The sequence below is a fragment of the Nonomuraea sp. B5E05 genome (assembly GCF_039880665.1).
Classification (GTDB): domain Bacteria; phylum Actinomycetota; class Actinomycetes; order Streptosporangiales; family Streptosporangiaceae; genus Nonomuraea.
Genome location: NZ_JBDPMJ010000021.1, coordinates 46,858 through 63,891 on the forward strand (window position 1 = coordinate 46,858; position 17,034 = coordinate 63,891).

Here is a 17,034-nt window from a genome sequence, read left to right on the forward strand (position 1 = left end):
CGATTGGACGCCTGTGTACGACGAGATTGTCGACTTCGCCCTGGCCACGCCCGCGTGGCTCCACGTGCTCGCCGAGGTGGGCACGGACGCCGGGTTATTCGTGTTCGTGGCGCTGTTCGGGGTGGCGGCCTGGCGCGCGTGGCGAGGGCCCGCACGTGACCTGGCGCTCGTGATCGCCGGCCCGGCCGGGGTGGTGCTGGCGTACATCGTCAGCGAGGTGGTCAAACTCGTCGTCCGGGAGGACCGGCCGTGCAGGGGCGGGGTCGCGACGATCGCCGCCTGCCCGCCCCTGGACGACTGGTCGTTCCCCAGCAACCACGCCGCGATCGCGGCGGGCGCGGCGGCCACGCTCGTGCTGGTCTGGCGCGCGCTGGCCTGGGTGGTGTTCCCGCTGGCGGCCGTCATGGCGTTCTCGCGGGTGTTCGTCGGCGTGCACTATCCGCACGACGTCGCCGCGGGCTTCGTGCTCGGGCTGGTGCTCGCGCCGTTGTTCGCGCTGCTGACGGTGGGAGCCGTCACCCCTGCGGTCAGGCTCGCGCGAAGCCGTCTGTCGCCGCGATGAGCCGGTCAAGGATGCCCGGCTCGGAGTAGGCGTGCCCCGCGTCGGGCACCACGTGGAACTCGGCCTCGGGCCAGGCCTTGTGCAGGTCCCAGGCGGTGGCCATGGGCGTGCAGGCGTCGTAGCGGCCCTGCACGATCACCGCGGGGATGTGCCGGATCTTGCCGACGTCCCTGATGAGCTGCTCGGGCTCGAACCAGCCGCCGTGGTGGAAGTAGTGGTTCTCGATCCTGGCGAAGGCGACGGCCATCTCCTCCTCGCCGAACTCCGCCACCCGCTCGGGATCCGGCAGCAGCGAGACCGTGGCCCCCTCCCACTGCGCCCACGCCCTGGCCGCCGCCAGCCGCTCCTGCGCGTCGTCGCCCTCCAGCCGGGCCCGGAACGCCGCGATCAGGTCGCCGCGCTCCTCGACGGGGATCGGCGCGACGTAGCGCTCCCACAGGTCGGGGAACAGCTGGCCGGCGCCCTCCTGGTAGAACCACCTCAGCTCCTGGGGCCGCAGGGTGAAGATCCCGCGCAACACCAGCTCGGTCGTCCGCTCGGGATGCGTCTGGGCGTAGGCCAGCGCCAGCGCGCTGCCCCACGAGCCGCCGAACACCTGCCAGGCGTCGATGCCCAGGTGCTCGCGCAGCCGCTCTATGTCGGCCACCAGATGCCACGTCGTGTTGGCGGCGAGGTCGGTGGCGGGGTCGGAGGCGTGCGGCCGGCTGCGGCCGCAGTTGCGCTGGTCGAACAGGACGATCCGGTACAGCTCGGGATTCCACTGCCGCCGGTGCTTCGCACTGCACCCGCCGCCTGGGCCACCGTGCAGCATGACAGCGGGCCTGCCCTCCGGGTTGCCGCAGACCTCCCAGTAGATCTGGTTGCCGTCGCCCACGTCGAGCAGGCCGGAGTTGTACGGTTCGATGGGCGGGTACAGAGTTCTCATGCCACCCGATCCTGCCATTTCACGCCCACGTGTGGCGGGTCAGGAACGACCGGTCGCCGGTGGCGTACTCGTGGAACACCTGCCGCACCTGCGCCAGGTCCGGCACCGTCGTGCTGACGAGCGTGCCCTCTTTGTACTCCAGCTCGTAGCCGGGTGAGACCTGCAGGAAGTGCCGGCCGAAGTTCACCAGGGCGGCGAACGGGTTCTGCGGGGAGAGCGTGCCCAGCACGTCGTGCACCAACGCCAGGTCGGGGTCGTGGACGACCATGCCGTCGCCCGTGTGCAGCTGCATGCCCTCGTAGACGCCCAGCGGCGCCACGTTGTGCACGAGGTCGCGCTGAGGGTCGTAGCAGACCAGCCCGTGCGCCCGGGCGATCGTGAACACCTTGGCGGACAGCTCGTCCATCGTGTCGAGGTCCATCGTCACCAGCACGTGCCCCGGATAGGGCGTGACCCGCCCCGGCAGCTCGTCGGCCACGGCCGGCACGTCACCGCCGCCGGGCTCGCTCCGCTTGACCGCCAGATAGGTGGCGCGCGCCTGGTCCCTGCTGATCGGCTCAGGCTCGTCCCAGACCATCAACTCAACACTCATCCGTCCATCTTGTCGGACCGCCGCCGCGCCCGCGCATCGGGTGGGCGCGGCGCACCCTTTTGACCTGGGTGAACGTTCAGCGGAGTAATGAAGAGGCGATGGGGGGAAGGTACAAGGTCATCACTGGGGTCCGGGCTTGTCCGGGGGAGCAGGGGAACAGAACATGGGGAGAGACCGCAAGGGAGCCTCGATGATCGAGATCTGGCCGGGAGACCCCTATCCACTCGGGGCGACCTATGACGGCGCGGGCACCAACTTCTCGCTCTACACCGAGGTCGCCGACAAGGTCGAGCTGTGCCTGTTCGACGAGGACAACACCGAGTCCAGGGTGCCGCTCACCGAGGTGGACGGGTTCATCTGGCACGGCTACCTGCCGGGAATCGGCCCGGGTCAACGCTACGGCTACCGCGTCCACGGGCCCTACGATCCGGCGCACGGGCTGCGGTGCAACCCGGCCAAGCTGCTGCTCGACCCGTACGCGATGGCCATCGAGGGCGGGGTGCGCTGGCACGAGGCGGTGTACGGCTACCGCTTCGGCCAGCCGGACACCAGGAACGACCTCGACTCCGCCCCCTACGTGCCGCGGTCCATCGTGATCAACCCGTTCTTCGGGTGGGGGCACGACCGGCCGCCCGCGAGGCCGTACCACGACACCGTGATCTACGAGGCTCACGTGCGGGGGCTGACGATCTGCCACCCGAAGATCCCCAGGCATCTGCGCGGCACGTACGCGGCCCTGCACCACCCGGAGATCCTCGACCATCTGACGAAGCTGGGCGTGACGGCCATCGAGCTGATGCCGGTGCACCAGTTCGTCACCGACCACATCCTGGAGCAGCGGGGCCTGTCCAACTACTGGGGCTACAACTCGATCGGGTTCTTCGCGCCGCACAACCGCTATTCCAGCCAGGGGCAGCGCGGCGGGCAGGTGCTGGAGTTCAAGGCGATGGTGCGGGGCCTGCACGAGGCGGGCATCGAGGTCATCCTGGACGTCGTCTACAACCACACCGCCGAGGGCAACCACCTCGGGCCGACGCTGGGGCTGAAGGGCATCGACAACCCCGACTACTACCGGCTGGTCGAGAACGACAAGCGCTACTACGTCGACACCACCGGCACGGGCAACAGCCTGCTCATGCGCTCGCCGCACGTCCTTCAGATGCTCATGGATTCGCTGCGCTACTGGGTCATCGAGATGCACGTCGACGGGTTCCGCTTCGACCTGGCCTCGACGCTGGCGCGGGAGCTGCACGAGGTCGACCGGCTGAGCTCGTTCTTCGACCTGGTGCAGCAGGACCCGGTGTTGTCGCAGGTCAAGCTGATCGCCGAGCCGTGGGACGTGGGTCCCGGCGGCTATCAGGTGGGCAACTTCCCGTCGCGGTGGACGGAGTGGAACGGGCGCTACCGCGACACGATCCGCGACCTGTGGCGCGGGCAGCCGGCCACGATGCCGGAGTTCGCCTCCCGCTTCACCGGGTCGAGCGACCTCTACCAGGCCGACAGCCGCCGCCCCGCCGCCTCGATCAACTTCGTCACCTGCCACGACGGCTTCACCCTGCAGGACCTCGTCTCGTACGACGGCAAGCACAACGAGGCCAACAAGGAGGGCAACGGCGACGGCACCGACGACAACCGCTCGTGGAACTGCGGCGCGGAGGGCCCGGCGGACGACGCCGTCGAGGCGCTGCGCGAGCAGCAGAAACGGAACTTCCTCACCACGCTCTTCCTCTCCCAGGGCGTGCCGATGCTCTCGCACGGCGACGAGCTGGGCCGCACGCAGCAGGGCAACAACAACGGCTACTGCCAGGACAACGCGCTGACCTGGGTCGACTGGTCGGACGTGCGGGCGAACCGGCTGATGCTGAAGTTCACCCAGAGCCTGGCCGAGCTGCGCAAGCGACATCCCGTCTTCCGGCGCAGGAGGTTCTTCTACGGCAAGCCTGTGCGCGGGCTGAGCGACATCGCCTGGTTCACCCCCTCGGGGGAGGAGATGACCGACAGCGACTGGAACGTTGGCTACGCGAAGTCGCTGGCCGTCTTCCTCAACGGCGACGCCATCACCGAGCCCGACCGGCGCGGCCGCCCGATCAGGGACGACTCGTTCCTGCTGCTGTTCAACGCGCACCACGACACGCTCCAGTTCACGATCCCCAAGGACTACGGCGAGATGTGGCACACAGAGATCGACACGGCCATGCCCATCGACGTGGGCGCGCGGATATGCCAGGCGGGCGAGGCGGTCGCGGTGCCGGGCCGCAGCGTACAGGTGCTGCGCCGTGTCTAGGCCCACGTCGACCTACCGGTTGCAGCTGACGCCCGACTTCGGGTTCGCCCAGGTGGCGGAGATCGCCGGCTACCTGCGCGACCTCGGCGTGAGCCACGTCTACCTGTCGCCGATCCTGCAGTCGACCCCGGAGTCGCGCCACGGCTACGACGTCACCGACCACTCCAGGATCAGGGACGAGTTCGGCGGGGCGAGCGGGTTCAGGGAGATGGCTCAGCACCTGGCCGCGCACGACCTGGGCGTGGTCGTGGACATCGTGCCCAACCACATGAACACGGTGAACGGGCAGTTCTGGTCGGTGCTGAAGGACGGGCCCGCCTCGCCGTACGCGCGGTGGTTCGACGTCGACTGGGTCGACGGGACGGTGGCGCTGCCCGTGCTGGGGGATGACGTCGAGCCCGTCGTCGACGGCGACGTGCTGCGCTACCACGAGCACGCCTTCCCCCACCCCGGCCACTACCGGCTGGTCGGCTGGCGCGAGGGCCCCGGCTACCGGCGCTTCTTCGACGTGTCGTCGTTAATCGGGCTGCGGGTCGAGGACCCCGCGGTGTTGTTCGCCACGCACGAGGTGATCTTCTGGCTGCTCGACGAAGGGCTGGTGGACGGCCTGCGGGTCGACCATCCCGACGGGCTCGCCGACCCGCGCGGCTATCTCGAACGGCTGCGCAGGCGCGCGGGCAGCGCGTGGACGGTCGTGGAGAAGATCCTCATCGGCCCCGAGCGGCTGCCGGACGACTGGGCCTGCGACGGCACCACCGGCTACGACGTGCTCAACCGCGTCAACGGCCTGTTCGTCGACCCGGCGGGCAAGGAGCCGCTCGTCCGGCTCTTCAGCGAGCGGACCGGGCAGCCGGCGGACTACCGGCCGGTGATGGCGCAGGCCAAGCGCGAGGTGCTCGACCTGTTCTTCGGCTCCGAGGTGGACCGGCTGGCCAGGGCCACCGGCTGCGAGCCGGCCGCCGTGCGCGAGTTGCTCGCCGCGATGCCGGTCTACCGCGCGTACATCGTGCCGGGGGAGGAGCCCCCGCCCGAGTCCGTCGAGATCGTCGAGCTGGCCGCCGAGGCGTGCTCTCCCGCCGTGCGCCCCCTCGTCCGCGAGGTCCTGTACGGCTCCGCCGAGGCGATCATCCGCTTCCAGCAGACCTGCGGCCCGGTCATGGCCAAGGGTGTCGAGGACACGGCGCTCTACCGGTGGTACCCGCTGGCCTGCCTCAACGAGGTGGGCGGCGAGCCCGACGTGTTCGGCGTCCCGGTGGAGGACTTCCACGAGTACTGCGCGGCGCTGTGGCCGTACACGATGACCACCCTGTCCACGCACGACACGAAACGGTCGGAGGACGTGCGGGCCCGGCTGTCGGTGTTGTCGGAGCTGCCGGAGGAGTGGGCCGCTGCCGTGTCGGAGTGGTCGTCGGCGCTGAGCTTCGACCCGTGCCTCGACTACCTGGCCTGGCAGAACCTGATGGCGGCGTGGCCGATCTCGGCCGAGCGGTTCACGGACTACCTGCTGAAGGCCGCTCGCGAGGCGAAAACCGCCATCTCCTGGATAAATCCGGATCCGTCTTATGAGCGGAAGTTGCGGGACTTCGCCGAGGCGGCCGTGCGGCTGCCCGTGGGAAAGTTCACCGCGCGCATCGAGCCGTACGCGATGTGCAACTCCCTCGGGGCCAAGCTCGTCCAGCTCATGATGCCCGGTGTGCCCGACGTCTACCAGGGCGACGAGATCACCGACTTCTCGCTGGTCGACCCGGACAACCGGCGGCCGGTGTCCTTCCCGCCCAAGCCCGTGACCGCATGGGACACGGCCAAACAGCTGGTGACCACCCAGGCGCTGCGGCTGCGCCGGCGGCTCGGCGGCGCGGGGGCGTACCTGCCGCTGGCGGCGGAAGGGCGGGCGGCGGAGCACGTGATCGCCTTCGCCAGGGGCGGCGAGGGTTCCGGCGAGCGGCCGCGCGCGGTCGCCGTCGCCACCCGGTTCCCCGTACGCCTGGCCGCGACGGGCTGGGGCGCCACGACGCTGACGCTGCCCACGGGGGCCTGGCGCGACCTGCTCACCGGCGTCCGGCACACCGGGCGCGTCCCGCTCGCGCACCTGCTCGGTCAGTATCCGGTCGCACTCCTGGAGAGACATGATCTTTGAGGTCTGGGCGCCGAAGGCCACGGCAGTCGAGGTGGACGTTATGGACGGGCGCCGGGCGATGTCCCCCGGTGAGGGGGGATGGTGGTCGGCCGACGTGGCCGAGGCGGGCCACGGCACGACGTACGCCTTCCTGGTCGACGGCGGCGGGCCCTACCCCGACCCGCGCTCGCGCCGCCAGCCCGAGGGCGTCTTCGGGCCGAGCGCCGTCTACGACCACGACCGCTTCCTCTGGTCCGACTACGACTGGAAGGGCCGCGACCTGCGCGGGGCGGTGATCTACGAGCTGCACGTCGGCACGTTCACGCCGGAGGGCACGTTCGCGGCGGCCGTGGAGAAGCTGGAGCACCTGGTCGAGCTCTGCGTCGACTTCGTGGAGATCATGCCGGTCGCTCCCGTGCCGGGCGGGCGCAACTGGGGCTACGACGGGGTCGACCTGTACGCGGTCAACGAGACGTACGGAGGGCCCGACGGGCTCAAGACGTTCGTGGACGCGTGCCACCGGGCGGGGATCGGGGTCATCCTCGACGTCGTCTACAACCACCTCGGGCCGTCGGGGAACTTCCTGCGGCCCTTCGGCCCGTACTTTGCCGGATTCGAGGGGAGCTACTGGGGCGAAGCGGTCAACCTGGACGGGCCCGGCTCCGACGAGGTGCGGCGCTACCTCATCGGCAACGCGGTGCAGTGGCTGCGCGACTTCCACATCGACGGGCTGCGGCTGGACGCCGTGCACGCGCTGCACGACAAGCGCGCCGAACACCTGCTGGCCGAGCTGTCGGAGGAGGTGGACGCACTGGCGTGCTTCGTCGGCAGGCCGCTGACGCTGATCGCCGAGTCCGACCTCAACGACCCCCGCATGGTGCGCCCGCTGGAGGCCGGCGGGCTCGGCATGACGGCGCAGTGGGACGACGACGTCCACCACGCCCTGCACTGCGCGGTGAGCGGCGAGTCCCACGGCTACTACCAGGACTTCGCGCGGCTGCCCGCGCTGGCCAAGGCGCTGACGTCGGGTGTGGTGCACGACGGGTCCCATTCCAGCTTCCGCGGGCGCTCCCACGGGCGCTCCTACGCGGGCGTCCCCGGACACCGGCTGGTCGCCTGCCTGCAGAACCACGACCAGATCGGCAACCGGCCGCAGGGCGACCGGCTGCCGATGTCCGCGCTCAAGCTGGGCGCCGGGCTGCTGCTGACCTCGCCGTTCACCCCCATGTTGTTCATGGGCGAGGAGTGGGGGGCGCGCTCGCCGTTCCTGTTCTTCTCCGACCACGTCGAGCCCCGGCTGCGCGAAACCGAGGCGGTGCGGCGCGAGCGGGAGTTCGACGGGTTCGGGTACGCGTGGAACGCGCCGGACCCCTCCGAGGAGGAGACCTTCCTGCGCTGCAAACTCGACTGGGGCGAGGTGAAGGAGGAGGCGCACTGGTCGCTGCTGTGCTGGTACCGCGACCTGATCGCCCTGCGCAAGGCCCTGCCCGAACTGTCGGACCCGCGGCTCGACCGGGTGCGCGTGGAAACGGACCCGCACGGCACCTGGCTGATCATGTGGCGGGGGTCGCTGGCCGTACTGGTGAACTTCGCCACGGACTCGGTGACGCTGCCCCTGACGCCGGGAACGATCGTCCTGGCCTCGGACGAGCCGGTGGCGGCCGATGAGGAGGGGGTGCGCCTGCCGGGCCAGTCCCTGCTGATCTGCCGCCCGCTTGCACCCCCGGAGGCATGAGAGTACGGCCAGGCGGTGTGAGGGTAGCGCATGAAAGGGGGGACCTACGAAGGCGCAGGCCCCCTAACGGTGGTGCTGGTCAGAAGTCGAACTCTCCGTGGGACACGCCGTCCTTGAAGGCAGCCCACTCCGCTGCGGTGAACACAAGAGCCGGGCCACCGCGGTTCTTGCTGTCTCTCACGGCGACGCGACCGCCGCTGAGGGGAGCAACCTCCACACAGTTGCCACCGGTCCCCCCACTGGCCAGAGCCTTGCGCCACGTGGCAGTCGCCAACTCCTCTTCAGGGGCCATTCTCCATCACTTCCCAGATGATCTTCTTGGTCTCGTACGTAGGCTGTGCCAGGCCGGACAGGAACTCCCATCGTTCGGACAGGCAGTGGACCATGTCTGGATGATTGGCGACCTCTCCACTCTCCGCATTCTCGAGGAACCCCACGGTCTCCGTGTCGTCCTGTGCGATCACGAAGGGAGCGATCAGACCTGCCGTCGCTCCGGAGGACAAGGGGACAACCCGCACGGTAATACACGGACGGGTCATCATGTCCAGCAGATACCGGAGCTGCGCCCGCATCACCTCACGGCCGCCGACCTGCCGGCGCAAGGCGCTTTCGTCCAGAATGAAGGAAGTGGCGGGAGGGTTCGGCCTTGACAGGATGGCCTGACGTTGTAGCCGGATCTTGACGCGCTTCTCCGCTTCCGGGGGTATCGCGTTCGGTTCGCCGTTGAAAATGGCCCGCGCGTAGTCCCCGGTCTGTAGAAGACCTGGGATCAGTGCCAGCTCGTAGGTTCTGATGACCCGCGCGCTCGCCTCGATGGCCGGCCACCGTCGGAACCATTTGGGCGCGAGTGACCTGATGGCCGGAAGCAGCTCCAGCAATTCGCCGTCCAGCCCGAGGGCCTTCTCCAGGGCTCGGGTGAAACCTTCGGTCGGTGACCTGGTGCCTCGTTCCACGGCCCCCACGAGGCTTTCGCTGGCAGGGAGAAGCATTGCGAGTCCGGCATGCGTGAGACCTTTGGCTGTCCGATAATTGCGCATTCGTTGCCGATATTCCTCCCTGGTGGCTTCGGCTGATTTGACGTGATATTCCGCCATGTCTTGCCTTCCCTCGGCCTTGCGTACATCCCCACGTACATATTGAACACAAGTTGTGAGTACGTTGGCGGGGAGTTTCCGTGGATATCCACGACGGCCGGAGGTCATGCTGGGGATCCCTAGCCGCACAGACGTGCTTCGGCATGTAGGTTTCGAGGTGATTCCATGCAGGTGGCAACCCGGGCTCCGAAATTCGGACGGCACACGTTCGTGATCGGGCGTACAGATTCCCGGCGCATCCCTGCCAGGGCGAGGGACCTAATCACGGGCTGGGTGGGAACACGGCACCCGCGCGTCGACGATCTGAGGCTGATCGTTGACGAATTGGTCACCAACGCCATCGAGTACGGCATGAGCGACGAGCATCGATGGGTGCGGATAAGCCTATTCGTGGAACACGGCGGATTCATTCTCTCGGTCGCCGATCCGGGTCACGCCGAAACAGTCCCGGCGCTACGGGAGCCGGATGACGACGGAGGGCGGGGTCTTCTGATCGTGGACAGGATGACGTGCGGCAATTGGGGTCACTACGTCAACGGCGTGAACGAGCGCGTGGTGTGGGCGCTGCTTCGTTGATGTCGTGCCACAGCGTGGTTCCGCGCGTGGACGTCCGCTGTTCTGTGGACAACCCTGCGTCATCCACAGAACGTCGCTCTACTTGCCGCACGGTTCCTGGCCTCGTCGATCCTGAGCGCCGCACCGTTTCGATACGTCCGGAGGTCGCTCATGAAGATCACCCTGCCCCTGCCCCGCACGCTGACGTCCCGGTTCGTCGTGGCCATGGAGCACCTGCGGTTCGACGTCGACGCGTTCCTGCCCTGGCGTGTCGCCGGCCCCCACAGGAAGGCCGTGGTCAGCGCCATGCGCAGCCGGGCCCTGACCGCGACGTACCATCCGACCCCGTGGAAACCGACCGGCGCCAACCTCGGCGACGAGGAGAGGCGTCGCCTTCGGCGGGCGAAACACCGTGTCGTGGTGTCCGCCACGGCGCCCCCGCACCTGCTGCCCGCGAGTGCGCAGGCGGCCAGGGCCGCGGCCAGAGCCCTGGCGCGCGAGTGCGACGGGCTGCTGATCGACCCCCTGACCGGAGCCGCCATCCTCACCTGCGGGCAGTGCGCCGGCGAGCCTGCGGCGTTCCACCTCAACGACGACTGGCTGGCCTGGGACGTCCGCGCCCACGAGGTCGCCGCCTGCGCGCCCTGGGATCCCGGTGACAGCTCCTGCCTCCGGGTGACCTCGCGCGGCCTGCGCCGCTTCGCCCTGCCCGAGATCACCCTTGACGGCGCCGCCTGCGCCCACAACCTGTGCGCCACCAACCTCCTGCGTACGGTGGCGAGCCGACTGATCGCCGACCACCTGGCCCACCTCACCGCCCATCCGGAGGCCACGGAGCGCCGGATCGACGACTTCCTCCAGATCCAGCCGTGCGACCAGCCCGACGGTGGTCTCCCCTTCGGCGTCCGGCTGACCCCTTACGAAGCCGACGCCGTGGGCCCCACGGGCGTCCGGCGGTTGAAGGTCGGTCCCGCGCCCGGCACCGGCCAGATCACCTGCCTCAAGGTCGGACCGCCCCTGGGCTTCACCGGCTCCACCAACGACTGGCTCTGCGCCACCCAGGGCCCCGCCCACGCCTCCCTGGCGAGCATGCACCCTCCGTCCTCCACCCTCGCCGCGTGACGACCCTCGCCGGGTGGCCTGGCTGTGGCGGGTCAGCGGCTGAGGATCTGTCTCATGACCCTCTCCAGGGTGGCCGCCGGGTCCCCGACGGGGTCGGGCGAGCGCCAGGCCACATATCCGTCGGGCCGGACGAGTACGACGCCGCCCCTGTTGACGCCGTACACCTCCTGGAAGCGTCCCGTCACGTCCACGAGCTCGGCATCGACGAGCAGCCGCGTGAGCTGCACGCCGAGCCGTTCCTTGACCTGGCGACCGGCGTCCACCCAGGCCCGGCCCTCCTCCTTGGCGGCCAGCAGCACGAAGCCGGAGCCGAACAGGTCGATGGTGGAGATGCGCTGCCCCTCCCAGTCGAGCACCACGTGCGGGGCCCGGCTGCCGGGGCGCCCGTGCGGGACGCGGGGGTCCTCCAGGATCGAGCCGTCGTCGCCGGATTCGTTCAGGATCGCCGTGGAGTGGTAGCGGTGTCCGATGAGCCAGGCCGCGGGGTCCTCGAGGGGCTCCGGATAGCCCTCGCGGGCGCCGGGAGGCATGCGGACTCCCAGGTTGGCGAGCTGGGCGTCGGCGGTCATGGTGCCGATGGGGCGGCGTTCGGCGTCGTACGTGTCGAGGAAGTCCGGACCTGCCTGGCCCGTGACCACCAGCCACAGCCGCCAGGCCAGGTCGCAGCCGTCCTGGAGCGCCGTGCTGCCGCCCTGCCCGCCGGTGGGCGGCATGGTGTGGGCCGCGTCGCCGGCGAGGAACACCCGGCCGGCCCGATAGGTGTCGGCGAGCACGTGCCCCAGGGCGAACGTCGTCTTGTCCAGGATGCGCACGTCGAGATCCGGCCGCCCGGTCGCGATCCGCACCAGCTCGGCGCAGCGCTCGTCGGTGAAGTCGGCCGCGCTCTCGCCTTCGGCGTGGTTGACGCCCAGCACGTGCGCCCCCACTCCGGTGCCGGTGAGGATGGCGCCGGTGAAGACGTCGTTCTGCAGATACCAGAGCGTGACCATACGGTCCTCGACGAGCCCGGTCAGGTCGGCGTCGAACATGATCGAGCACATGGTGCCCAGCGTGCCCTTGCCCGAGGTGGGCACGCCGAGCATCCGGCGTACGGGGCTGCGACAGCCGTCGGCGGCCACCACGTAGTCCGCCCGCACGACACGCTCCCCGTCCTCGCCGCGGATCAGCGCCGTCACGCCGTCCTCGTCCTGGTCGAGCGAGATCAGCTCGGTGGAGAAGCGCAGGTCGGCGCCGAGCGCTTCGGCCCTGCGCCGTAACACCCGTTCGATCTCGGCCTGGGGCGCGCCCACGACGGCGACGGGGGTGATGTCGGTGAGGAAGGCCAGCTCCTCGACCTCGCCCTCCATGATCATGTGAGGGTCCGGGTCGGCGAGGTCCTTGGCGATGGCGATGCGCAGGTTGTCGCCGATGCCCGCCCAGATGTCGCTCAGTTCCTGCTCGATGCCCGGCACGGGGCGGAGCAGCTCGATCGCCCGCGGTCCGACGCCGAAGGCCTTGGGCTGGATGGAGGTGCCCGGGTGCCGTTCGACCAGGATGACCGGCACACCCCGCCAGGCCAGGAGCGCCGCCGCGCTCAGCCCCGCATACCCGCCGCCGGCCACGAGGATCGGCACCCGCTCTTGCTCCATTGCCTGCCACCTCCAAAACACGTACTGTCGCGTTGACCAACAACACGATATGTCGCGTCTTAGGTGGCGGTCAAGATATATCTCGAACTGCGCCGGCTGTAGCGATCATTTCGCGCCGAGCAGCCGGAGCAGGCTGACGCGGAGAGCCTCGTCGGCCTCCGCGGCGGTCAGTCGTCCGGCGGTGCGTTCTTCGCTCGCGGCGTGGCTCAGCGTGATGGTGGCCGCGACCAGCCAGTCCGGTGGGAGGCGATCGTCGAATTCCCCGGTCCGCAGGCCGCGCTCGATGACGCGCTTGAGCCGGTCGGCGACCGCCGTGTGCCGCGCCTGGTCCTCTCCTGGAGGAACGGGCATCGCGCTGAGCTTCTGCATCAGCACGGGATAGCGCCCGGCCGTCCTGGCGCCGGCGTCGATCAGCCGCAGCAGCGCGTCGGCGGCCGGCCCTGTGTCGAGGTCGGCGGCGTCCATCTCGCCCACGGCCTCCTCCGTGAGCCGGTCGAGCACCGCCGCCAGCAACCGCTGGCGCGAGGGGAAGTGGGCGTAGACGGTCTGGCGGGTCACGCCCGCGGCGGTGGCGATGGCGTCGACGCTGGCGTCGGGCCGGGCGTTGAGCAGCCGGATCGCCGCGTCCAGGATGACCGCCCTGCTGCGTCGGGCGTCGGCGCGGCGAGTGCGGCCCGGGGGTGAACTCAATTCTTACACCTTGCCAAAGTTAATCGCTTGTGCATAACTTACATTCTGTCAAAGTTACCGCAGGCAGGAGTCCCATGCGTCCGTTCAGCGACAGCGACCCCACAGAGTTCATCACGGAGTTCTTCACCTCCCTCTCCGAAGAGCTCCTGCGCGACGACGAGGATCCGGCAGCGATCGTGGACCGTTACCACACAATGGACATCATCGAGATAGCCGACGGCCACCGGATGGACCGGGACAAATTGATTGCGCACACCCGCCCGGTGCGCAAGAACCGGCCCAGCAGCCGTATGGAGGTGCACGAAGCAGTGGCGGACGGCGACCGGATCGCCGCGCGCTACACGTTGCACGTACAGCAGCGCAAGAAGGAGTTCGCCATGGAGGTGTACTTCTTCGGGCAGTTCACCGAGGACGGGCGGATGCGCAGGGCGCACATGCTCACCCGCACCGTCCCCGCAGGAGGGAAGGCCGACCAGGCGACGGCGCTCAGCGACCAGGAGGCGCCGGCGTGACCACCAGCACCTACACCGTGATCGGCATGGCGTGCGGGCACTGCGCGGACGCCGTCACAGAAGAACTCGAACGTGTCCCTGGCGTCACCGCCGTGAGGGTGGACGTCGAGGCGGGCCAGGTCACGGTGACCAGCGACCAGGAGCTGCACCTCGCCCACGTGCGCGCCGCCGTCGAGGAGGCGGGCTACGAGCTCACCGTCCCCCCTTCCTGAGCCTGCCGGCGCCACCAGAGCCTGGAGTCTCGATCGTATCGGCAGTGTCGGCCGTCATTCCTCGCCCGAGCGCACGTCTGGGCCCGGGTCGGGGAGAACGTCGTCGTTCGTCTCCGTGGCCTGTTCGAGGAGATGGTGCAGGCGCTGCAGGACGCGCAGCTGCGCGGGGTTGTAGAGCTCGACCACCGCATGTGCCATCGCGTTTCCGGCCAGATGCGCTCCTCGTGGCGAATCCGCCACCGGGTCGTTCCACCACGGGTGCTCTTTCCGCATTCTGCGGACCGCCGGCAGGATGCGCTCGGCAAGCCGGTCGATCGTGGCATCGTCGGCGTCCGGGGGAAGGGCTTCGAACTCCTCGCCGGTGTCGTCGCGCACAGCGACGATCCGGCGGAATTCCTCCAGGCCCTCCTCGCTGAACACCGTCGAAAAGACCAGGAACAGGGACTGGTTCGTGTCGGAGAGCTCTTGAGAGAGGGGAGCCAGTCCGGGCGGCACGTGGATCGGCGCACGATGGCGCAGGATGACGGCCAGCTCCGCGCGCACACGCTTCAGCCGTTCGATCGTCGCCTCCAGCTCGGCGTCCAGCGCCCGGATCGCCTCGTCCGGCTCCTGGTCGGCCCGCCCCATAGCCGCGACCTGCGACAGCGGCACCCCCAGGTCACGTAACCGCTTGATCTGCAACAGCCGGATCAGGTGGGCGACCTTGTACTGCTTGTACCCGTTGGCCGTGCGCTCGGGCTGCTCCAGTAACCCGAGCTCGTGGTAATGCCGGACGGCCTTCACCGTCGAGCCGGCAAGATCGGCAAGTTGCCGCGTGCTCCACGCCATTCTCCGCCTCCCTCGTCGTTCACGGCCGCCGGCGCGTCCCAGTCCACACCATGCCCCAAGGGCACACTCAAGCGGCGCTCAGACATATCGCGTACGAGACGGCAGGACTCGGTGGCCGGTCGTGTGGCGCCCCTTGACTGTGCCCCAAGGGCACGCTGTTAGGTCGGTGTCAAACAGCACGGTCACGCCCTTCCCGGTGCCGCGCATCGGAAGTGAGCCTGCTCGGGCCCTTAAGGCCCCTTGCCCTCGTGGCCATCACCTTCGACCATGGGACAACGTACATGCCATATCGCAAGCCACCAGCCGTCGTCATGGGCCTCGCGGCGCTGACGCTGCTGCTCGGCGCCTGCGCCGGCCAGTCCGCCGCCCAGTCCGCCGGGCAGTCCGGCCCGGCCGGCACCGGTCAGGCCGGTCAGCAGTCCACCTTCTCCACCACCGACATGGACCGCTTCTACGGGCAGAAGCCCGCGTTCAAGCCGTGCGACGCCCCGAAGCCGACGCCGGACGCGCCGGCCGTCAAAGCCGAGTGCGCGCGGCTCAAAGTGCCGCTCGACTACCGAAACCCGAAGGGTAGGCAGGCGGAGCTGGCACTGCTGCGCGTCCCCGCGCGAGGCAAGGACCCGATCGGGTCGCTCCTGGTGAACCCTGGCGGTCCCGGTTTCCCCGGCACGGAGCACGCGGCCCTTACCGCCGCCGCGTGGGCGAGATCGCCGATCACGGAGCGCTTCCATATCGTCGGCTTCGACCCGCGCGGCGTCGGCGCCTCGAAGCCGGCGCTCGACTGCTTCACCGACGCCGAGCGCGAGCGCGACGTGAAGCTCTCGTCGATCCCCGCCGGCGTGGACGACTGGACCAAGCAGGAGACCCGCCGGCTCGTCGAGCAGTGCGCCAAGCGCTCCGGCGGCAAGCAGGTGCTCGCGCACGTCGGCACCCGCGACGTCGCGCGGGACATGGACGTGCTGCGCCAGGCTCTGGGCGATGAGAAGCTCTCCTTCGCGGGCTCCAGCTACGGCACCCGGCTCGGCGCCGTGTACGCGGAGATGTTCCCGAGAAAGGTACGCGCGCTGGTGCTCGACGGGGCGATGGATCCGCTGAAGGACACCTACGAGCGACGCGTCCAGCAGGCCACCGGAATGCAGCGCTCGTTCGAGCGCATGGCCGCGTCGTGCGCCGCCAAGCCGGACTGCCCGCTCGGCGCCGAACCCGGTCGCGCCACCAAGGCCTTCCAGAAACTCGTCCGGCCGCTGATCGACAAGCCTGCGCGGACGTCCGACGGGCGCGGGTTGACGTACGGACAGGCGGTCGTGGGGGTGGTAACCGCGATGTACAGCAAGGCTCTCTGGCCCGCCGCGATCGCGGGCATCGCCGAACTGAAGGCCGGCAAGGGCGACACCCTGCTCAAGCTGCGCGACGCCTACCACGGGCGGACCGCCGACGGCGCCTATCCCAACTCGCTCGAAGCCACGATGGCGATCAACTGCCTGGACGAGGATCGCCACACGCCGAAGGAGGAGACCGCGTCGAGCCGGGCGTGGAACAAGGCGGCGCCGTTCTCCGACTCCGGGCGCCCGATCAAGGAGGCGCGCGACGGCTGCGAGCACTGGCCTGTCAAGCCGACGCTCGGCTACCCGTACGCCACCGGCATCAAGGGCCTGCCTGACACGCTGACGGTCTCGGTCACGGGCGACGCCGCGACGCCGCACGAGGGCGGCATCAACCTGGCCAGGACGCTCGGCGGCAGCCTGCTCACCGTCGAGGGCGAGCAGCACGGCGCCCTTCTGGCCGGCAACGCCTGCGTCAACAAGATCGTGTCCGCCTACCTCATCGACCTCAGGTCCCCGGCAGAAGGGGCCCGGTGCAAGCTCTGAGCCACCCCGGTGAAATCAGGAGAGGTGGCGTTCCAGGGACTCCAGTTTGGACGTCATGCCGTCCGTGACACCCTCTCTGAGGTCGGCCTTCAGCACCAGGCTCACGCGGGGCGCGACCTCCGCCACCGCGTCCACCGCGCGCTTGACGACGTCCATCACCTCGTCCCACTCGCCCTCGATCGTGGTGAACATCGCGTCGGTACGGTTGGGCAGCCCGCTGGAGCGGACCACCTGGACGGCGCGGGCGACGGGCTCGGCCACCCCTTCACCGACGCCAAGCGGGGTGATGGAGAATGCGACGATCACTGTGT

Annotated in this window: 17 protein-coding genes; 9 read left to right on the forward strand and 8 right to left on the reverse strand. The window is 69.4% G+C overall.

The features are described from left to right. Window positions 1-13: 13 nt before the first annotated feature. Window positions 14-562 (forward strand): phosphatase PAP2 family protein, encoded by a 549-nt coding sequence (locus ABGB01_RS32365; RefSeq protein WP_347777302.1) that lies wholly within the window; start codon window positions 14-16, stop codon window positions 560-562. On the opposite strand, the gene pip is transcribed toward ABGB01_RS32365, so the two are convergent. Both pip and ABGB01_RS32375 read right to left on the reverse strand, forming a co-directional pair. Next, a complete protein-coding gene (pip, locus tag ABGB01_RS32370) occupies window positions 528-1,487 on the reverse strand; it encodes a prolyl aminopeptidase (RefSeq protein ID WP_347777304.1) in 960 nt (319 codons plus the stop codon). The two genes, ABGB01_RS32365 and pip, sit on opposite strands and share 35 nt — an antisense overlap. A gap of 19 nt (window positions 1,488-1,506) precedes the next feature. After that, on the reverse strand, window positions 1,507-2,079 hold the full coding sequence (locus ABGB01_RS32375) for a hypothetical protein (RefSeq protein ID WP_347777305.1): 573 nt from the start codon (window positions 2,077-2,079) through the stop codon (window positions 1,507-1,509). 190 nt (window positions 2,080-2,269) lie between these two features. On the opposite strand from ABGB01_RS32375, the gene glgX reads away from it, so the two are divergent. The 3 genes from glgX to treZ are packed head-to-tail and all read left to right on the forward strand — an operon-like array spanning window position 2,270 to window position 8,214. Then, window positions 2,270-4,363: a glycogen debranching protein GlgX gene (gene glgX, locus ABGB01_RS32380; protein ID WP_347777306.1), complete on the forward strand. Its 2,094-nt coding sequence runs from the start codon at window positions 2,270-2,272 to the stop codon at window positions 4,361-4,363. After that, window positions 4,356-6,500 (forward strand): malto-oligosyltrehalose synthase, encoded by a 2,145-nt coding sequence (gene treY / locus ABGB01_RS32385; protein WP_347777307.1) that lies wholly within the window; start codon window positions 4,356-4,358, stop codon window positions 6,498-6,500. The genes glgX and treY overlap by 8 nt, the downstream gene beginning before the upstream one ends. Then, on the forward strand, window positions 6,490-8,214 hold the full coding sequence (treZ, locus tag ABGB01_RS32390) for a malto-oligosyltrehalose trehalohydrolase (RefSeq protein ID WP_347777308.1): 1,725 nt from the start codon (window positions 6,490-6,492) through the stop codon (window positions 8,212-8,214). Before treY ends, treZ begins: the two co-directional genes overlap by 11 nt. A 79-nt stretch (window positions 8,215-8,293) precedes the next feature. On the opposite strand, the gene ABGB01_RS32395 is transcribed toward treZ, so the two are convergent. Both ABGB01_RS32395 and ABGB01_RS32400 read right to left on the reverse strand, forming a co-directional pair. Continuing rightward, window positions 8,294-8,506 (reverse strand): DUF397 domain-containing protein, encoded by a 213-nt coding sequence (locus ABGB01_RS32395; protein WP_347621732.1) that lies wholly within the window; start codon window positions 8,504-8,506, stop codon window positions 8,294-8,296. Beyond that, on the reverse strand, window positions 8,496-9,308 hold the full coding sequence (locus tag ABGB01_RS32400; protein WP_347621733.1) for a helix-turn-helix transcriptional regulator: 813 nt from the start codon (window positions 9,306-9,308) through the stop codon (window positions 8,496-8,498). The genes ABGB01_RS32395 and ABGB01_RS32400 overlap by 11 nt, the downstream gene beginning before the upstream one ends. Window positions 9,309-9,473: 165 nt before the next feature. Between ABGB01_RS32400 and ABGB01_RS32405 the strand changes: the two genes are divergently transcribed. Together ABGB01_RS32405 and ABGB01_RS32410 are read left to right on the forward strand one after the other, a co-directional pair. Further along, the gene (locus ABGB01_RS32405; protein ID WP_347777309.1) at window positions 9,474-9,884 is read left to right on the forward strand and encodes an ATP-binding protein; all 411 of its coding nucleotides are present in this window, start codon (window positions 9,474-9,476) and stop codon (window positions 9,882-9,884) included. 150 nt (window positions 9,885-10,034) lie between these two features. Next, entirely contained in the window at window positions 10,035-10,985 is a 951-nt protein-coding gene (locus ABGB01_RS32410; protein WP_347777310.1) for a hypothetical protein, read from the forward strand. A 32-nt stretch (window positions 10,986-11,017) separates the two neighbouring features. Here ABGB01_RS32410 and ABGB01_RS32415 read toward each other — a convergent pair whose 3' ends face one another. Together ABGB01_RS32415 and ABGB01_RS32420 are read right to left on the reverse strand one after the other, a co-directional pair. Next, entirely contained in the window at window positions 11,018-12,613 is a 1,596-nt protein-coding gene (locus ABGB01_RS32415; RefSeq protein WP_347777312.1) for an FAD-dependent monooxygenase, read from the reverse strand. 105 nt (window positions 12,614-12,718) lie between these two features. Then, window positions 12,719-13,303: a TetR/AcrR family transcriptional regulator gene (locus ABGB01_RS32420; protein WP_347777314.1), complete on the reverse strand. Its 585-nt coding sequence runs from the start codon at window positions 13,301-13,303 to the stop codon at window positions 12,719-12,721. Between the two features lie 74 nt (window positions 13,304-13,377). On the opposite strand from ABGB01_RS32420, the gene ABGB01_RS32425 reads away from it, so the two are divergent. Next, window positions 13,378-13,815 (forward strand): nuclear transport factor 2 family protein, encoded by a 438-nt coding sequence (locus ABGB01_RS32425; protein ID WP_347777316.1) that lies wholly within the window; start codon window positions 13,378-13,380, stop codon window positions 13,813-13,815. After that, on the forward strand, window positions 13,812-14,027 hold the full coding sequence (locus tag ABGB01_RS32430) for a heavy-metal-associated domain-containing protein (RefSeq protein WP_347777318.1): 216 nt from the start codon (window positions 13,812-13,814) through the stop codon (window positions 14,025-14,027). The genes ABGB01_RS32425 and ABGB01_RS32430 overlap by 4 nt, the downstream gene beginning before the upstream one ends. A gap of 54 nt (window positions 14,028-14,081) precedes the next feature. Here ABGB01_RS32430 and ABGB01_RS32435 read toward each other — a convergent pair whose 3' ends face one another. Further along, entirely contained in the window at window positions 14,082-14,855 is a 774-nt protein-coding gene (locus ABGB01_RS32435; protein WP_347777320.1) for a MerR family transcriptional regulator, read from the reverse strand. A gap of 281 nt (window positions 14,856-15,136) precedes the next feature. On the opposite strand from ABGB01_RS32435, the gene ABGB01_RS32440 reads away from it, so the two are divergent. Next, the gene (locus ABGB01_RS32440) at window positions 15,137-16,723 is read left to right on the forward strand and encodes an alpha/beta hydrolase (protein ID WP_347777322.1); all 1,587 of its coding nucleotides are present in this window, start codon (window positions 15,137-15,139) and stop codon (window positions 16,721-16,723) included. Window positions 16,724-16,738: 15 nt separating this feature from the next. Here ABGB01_RS32440 and ABGB01_RS32445 read toward each other — a convergent pair whose 3' ends face one another. Beyond that, window positions 16,739-17,029, reverse strand: a complete 291-nt coding sequence (locus ABGB01_RS32445) for an MTH1187 family thiamine-binding protein (protein ID WP_347777324.1) — start codon at window positions 17,027-17,029, stop codon at window positions 16,739-16,741. Window positions 17,030-17,034: the final 5 nt, after the last annotated feature.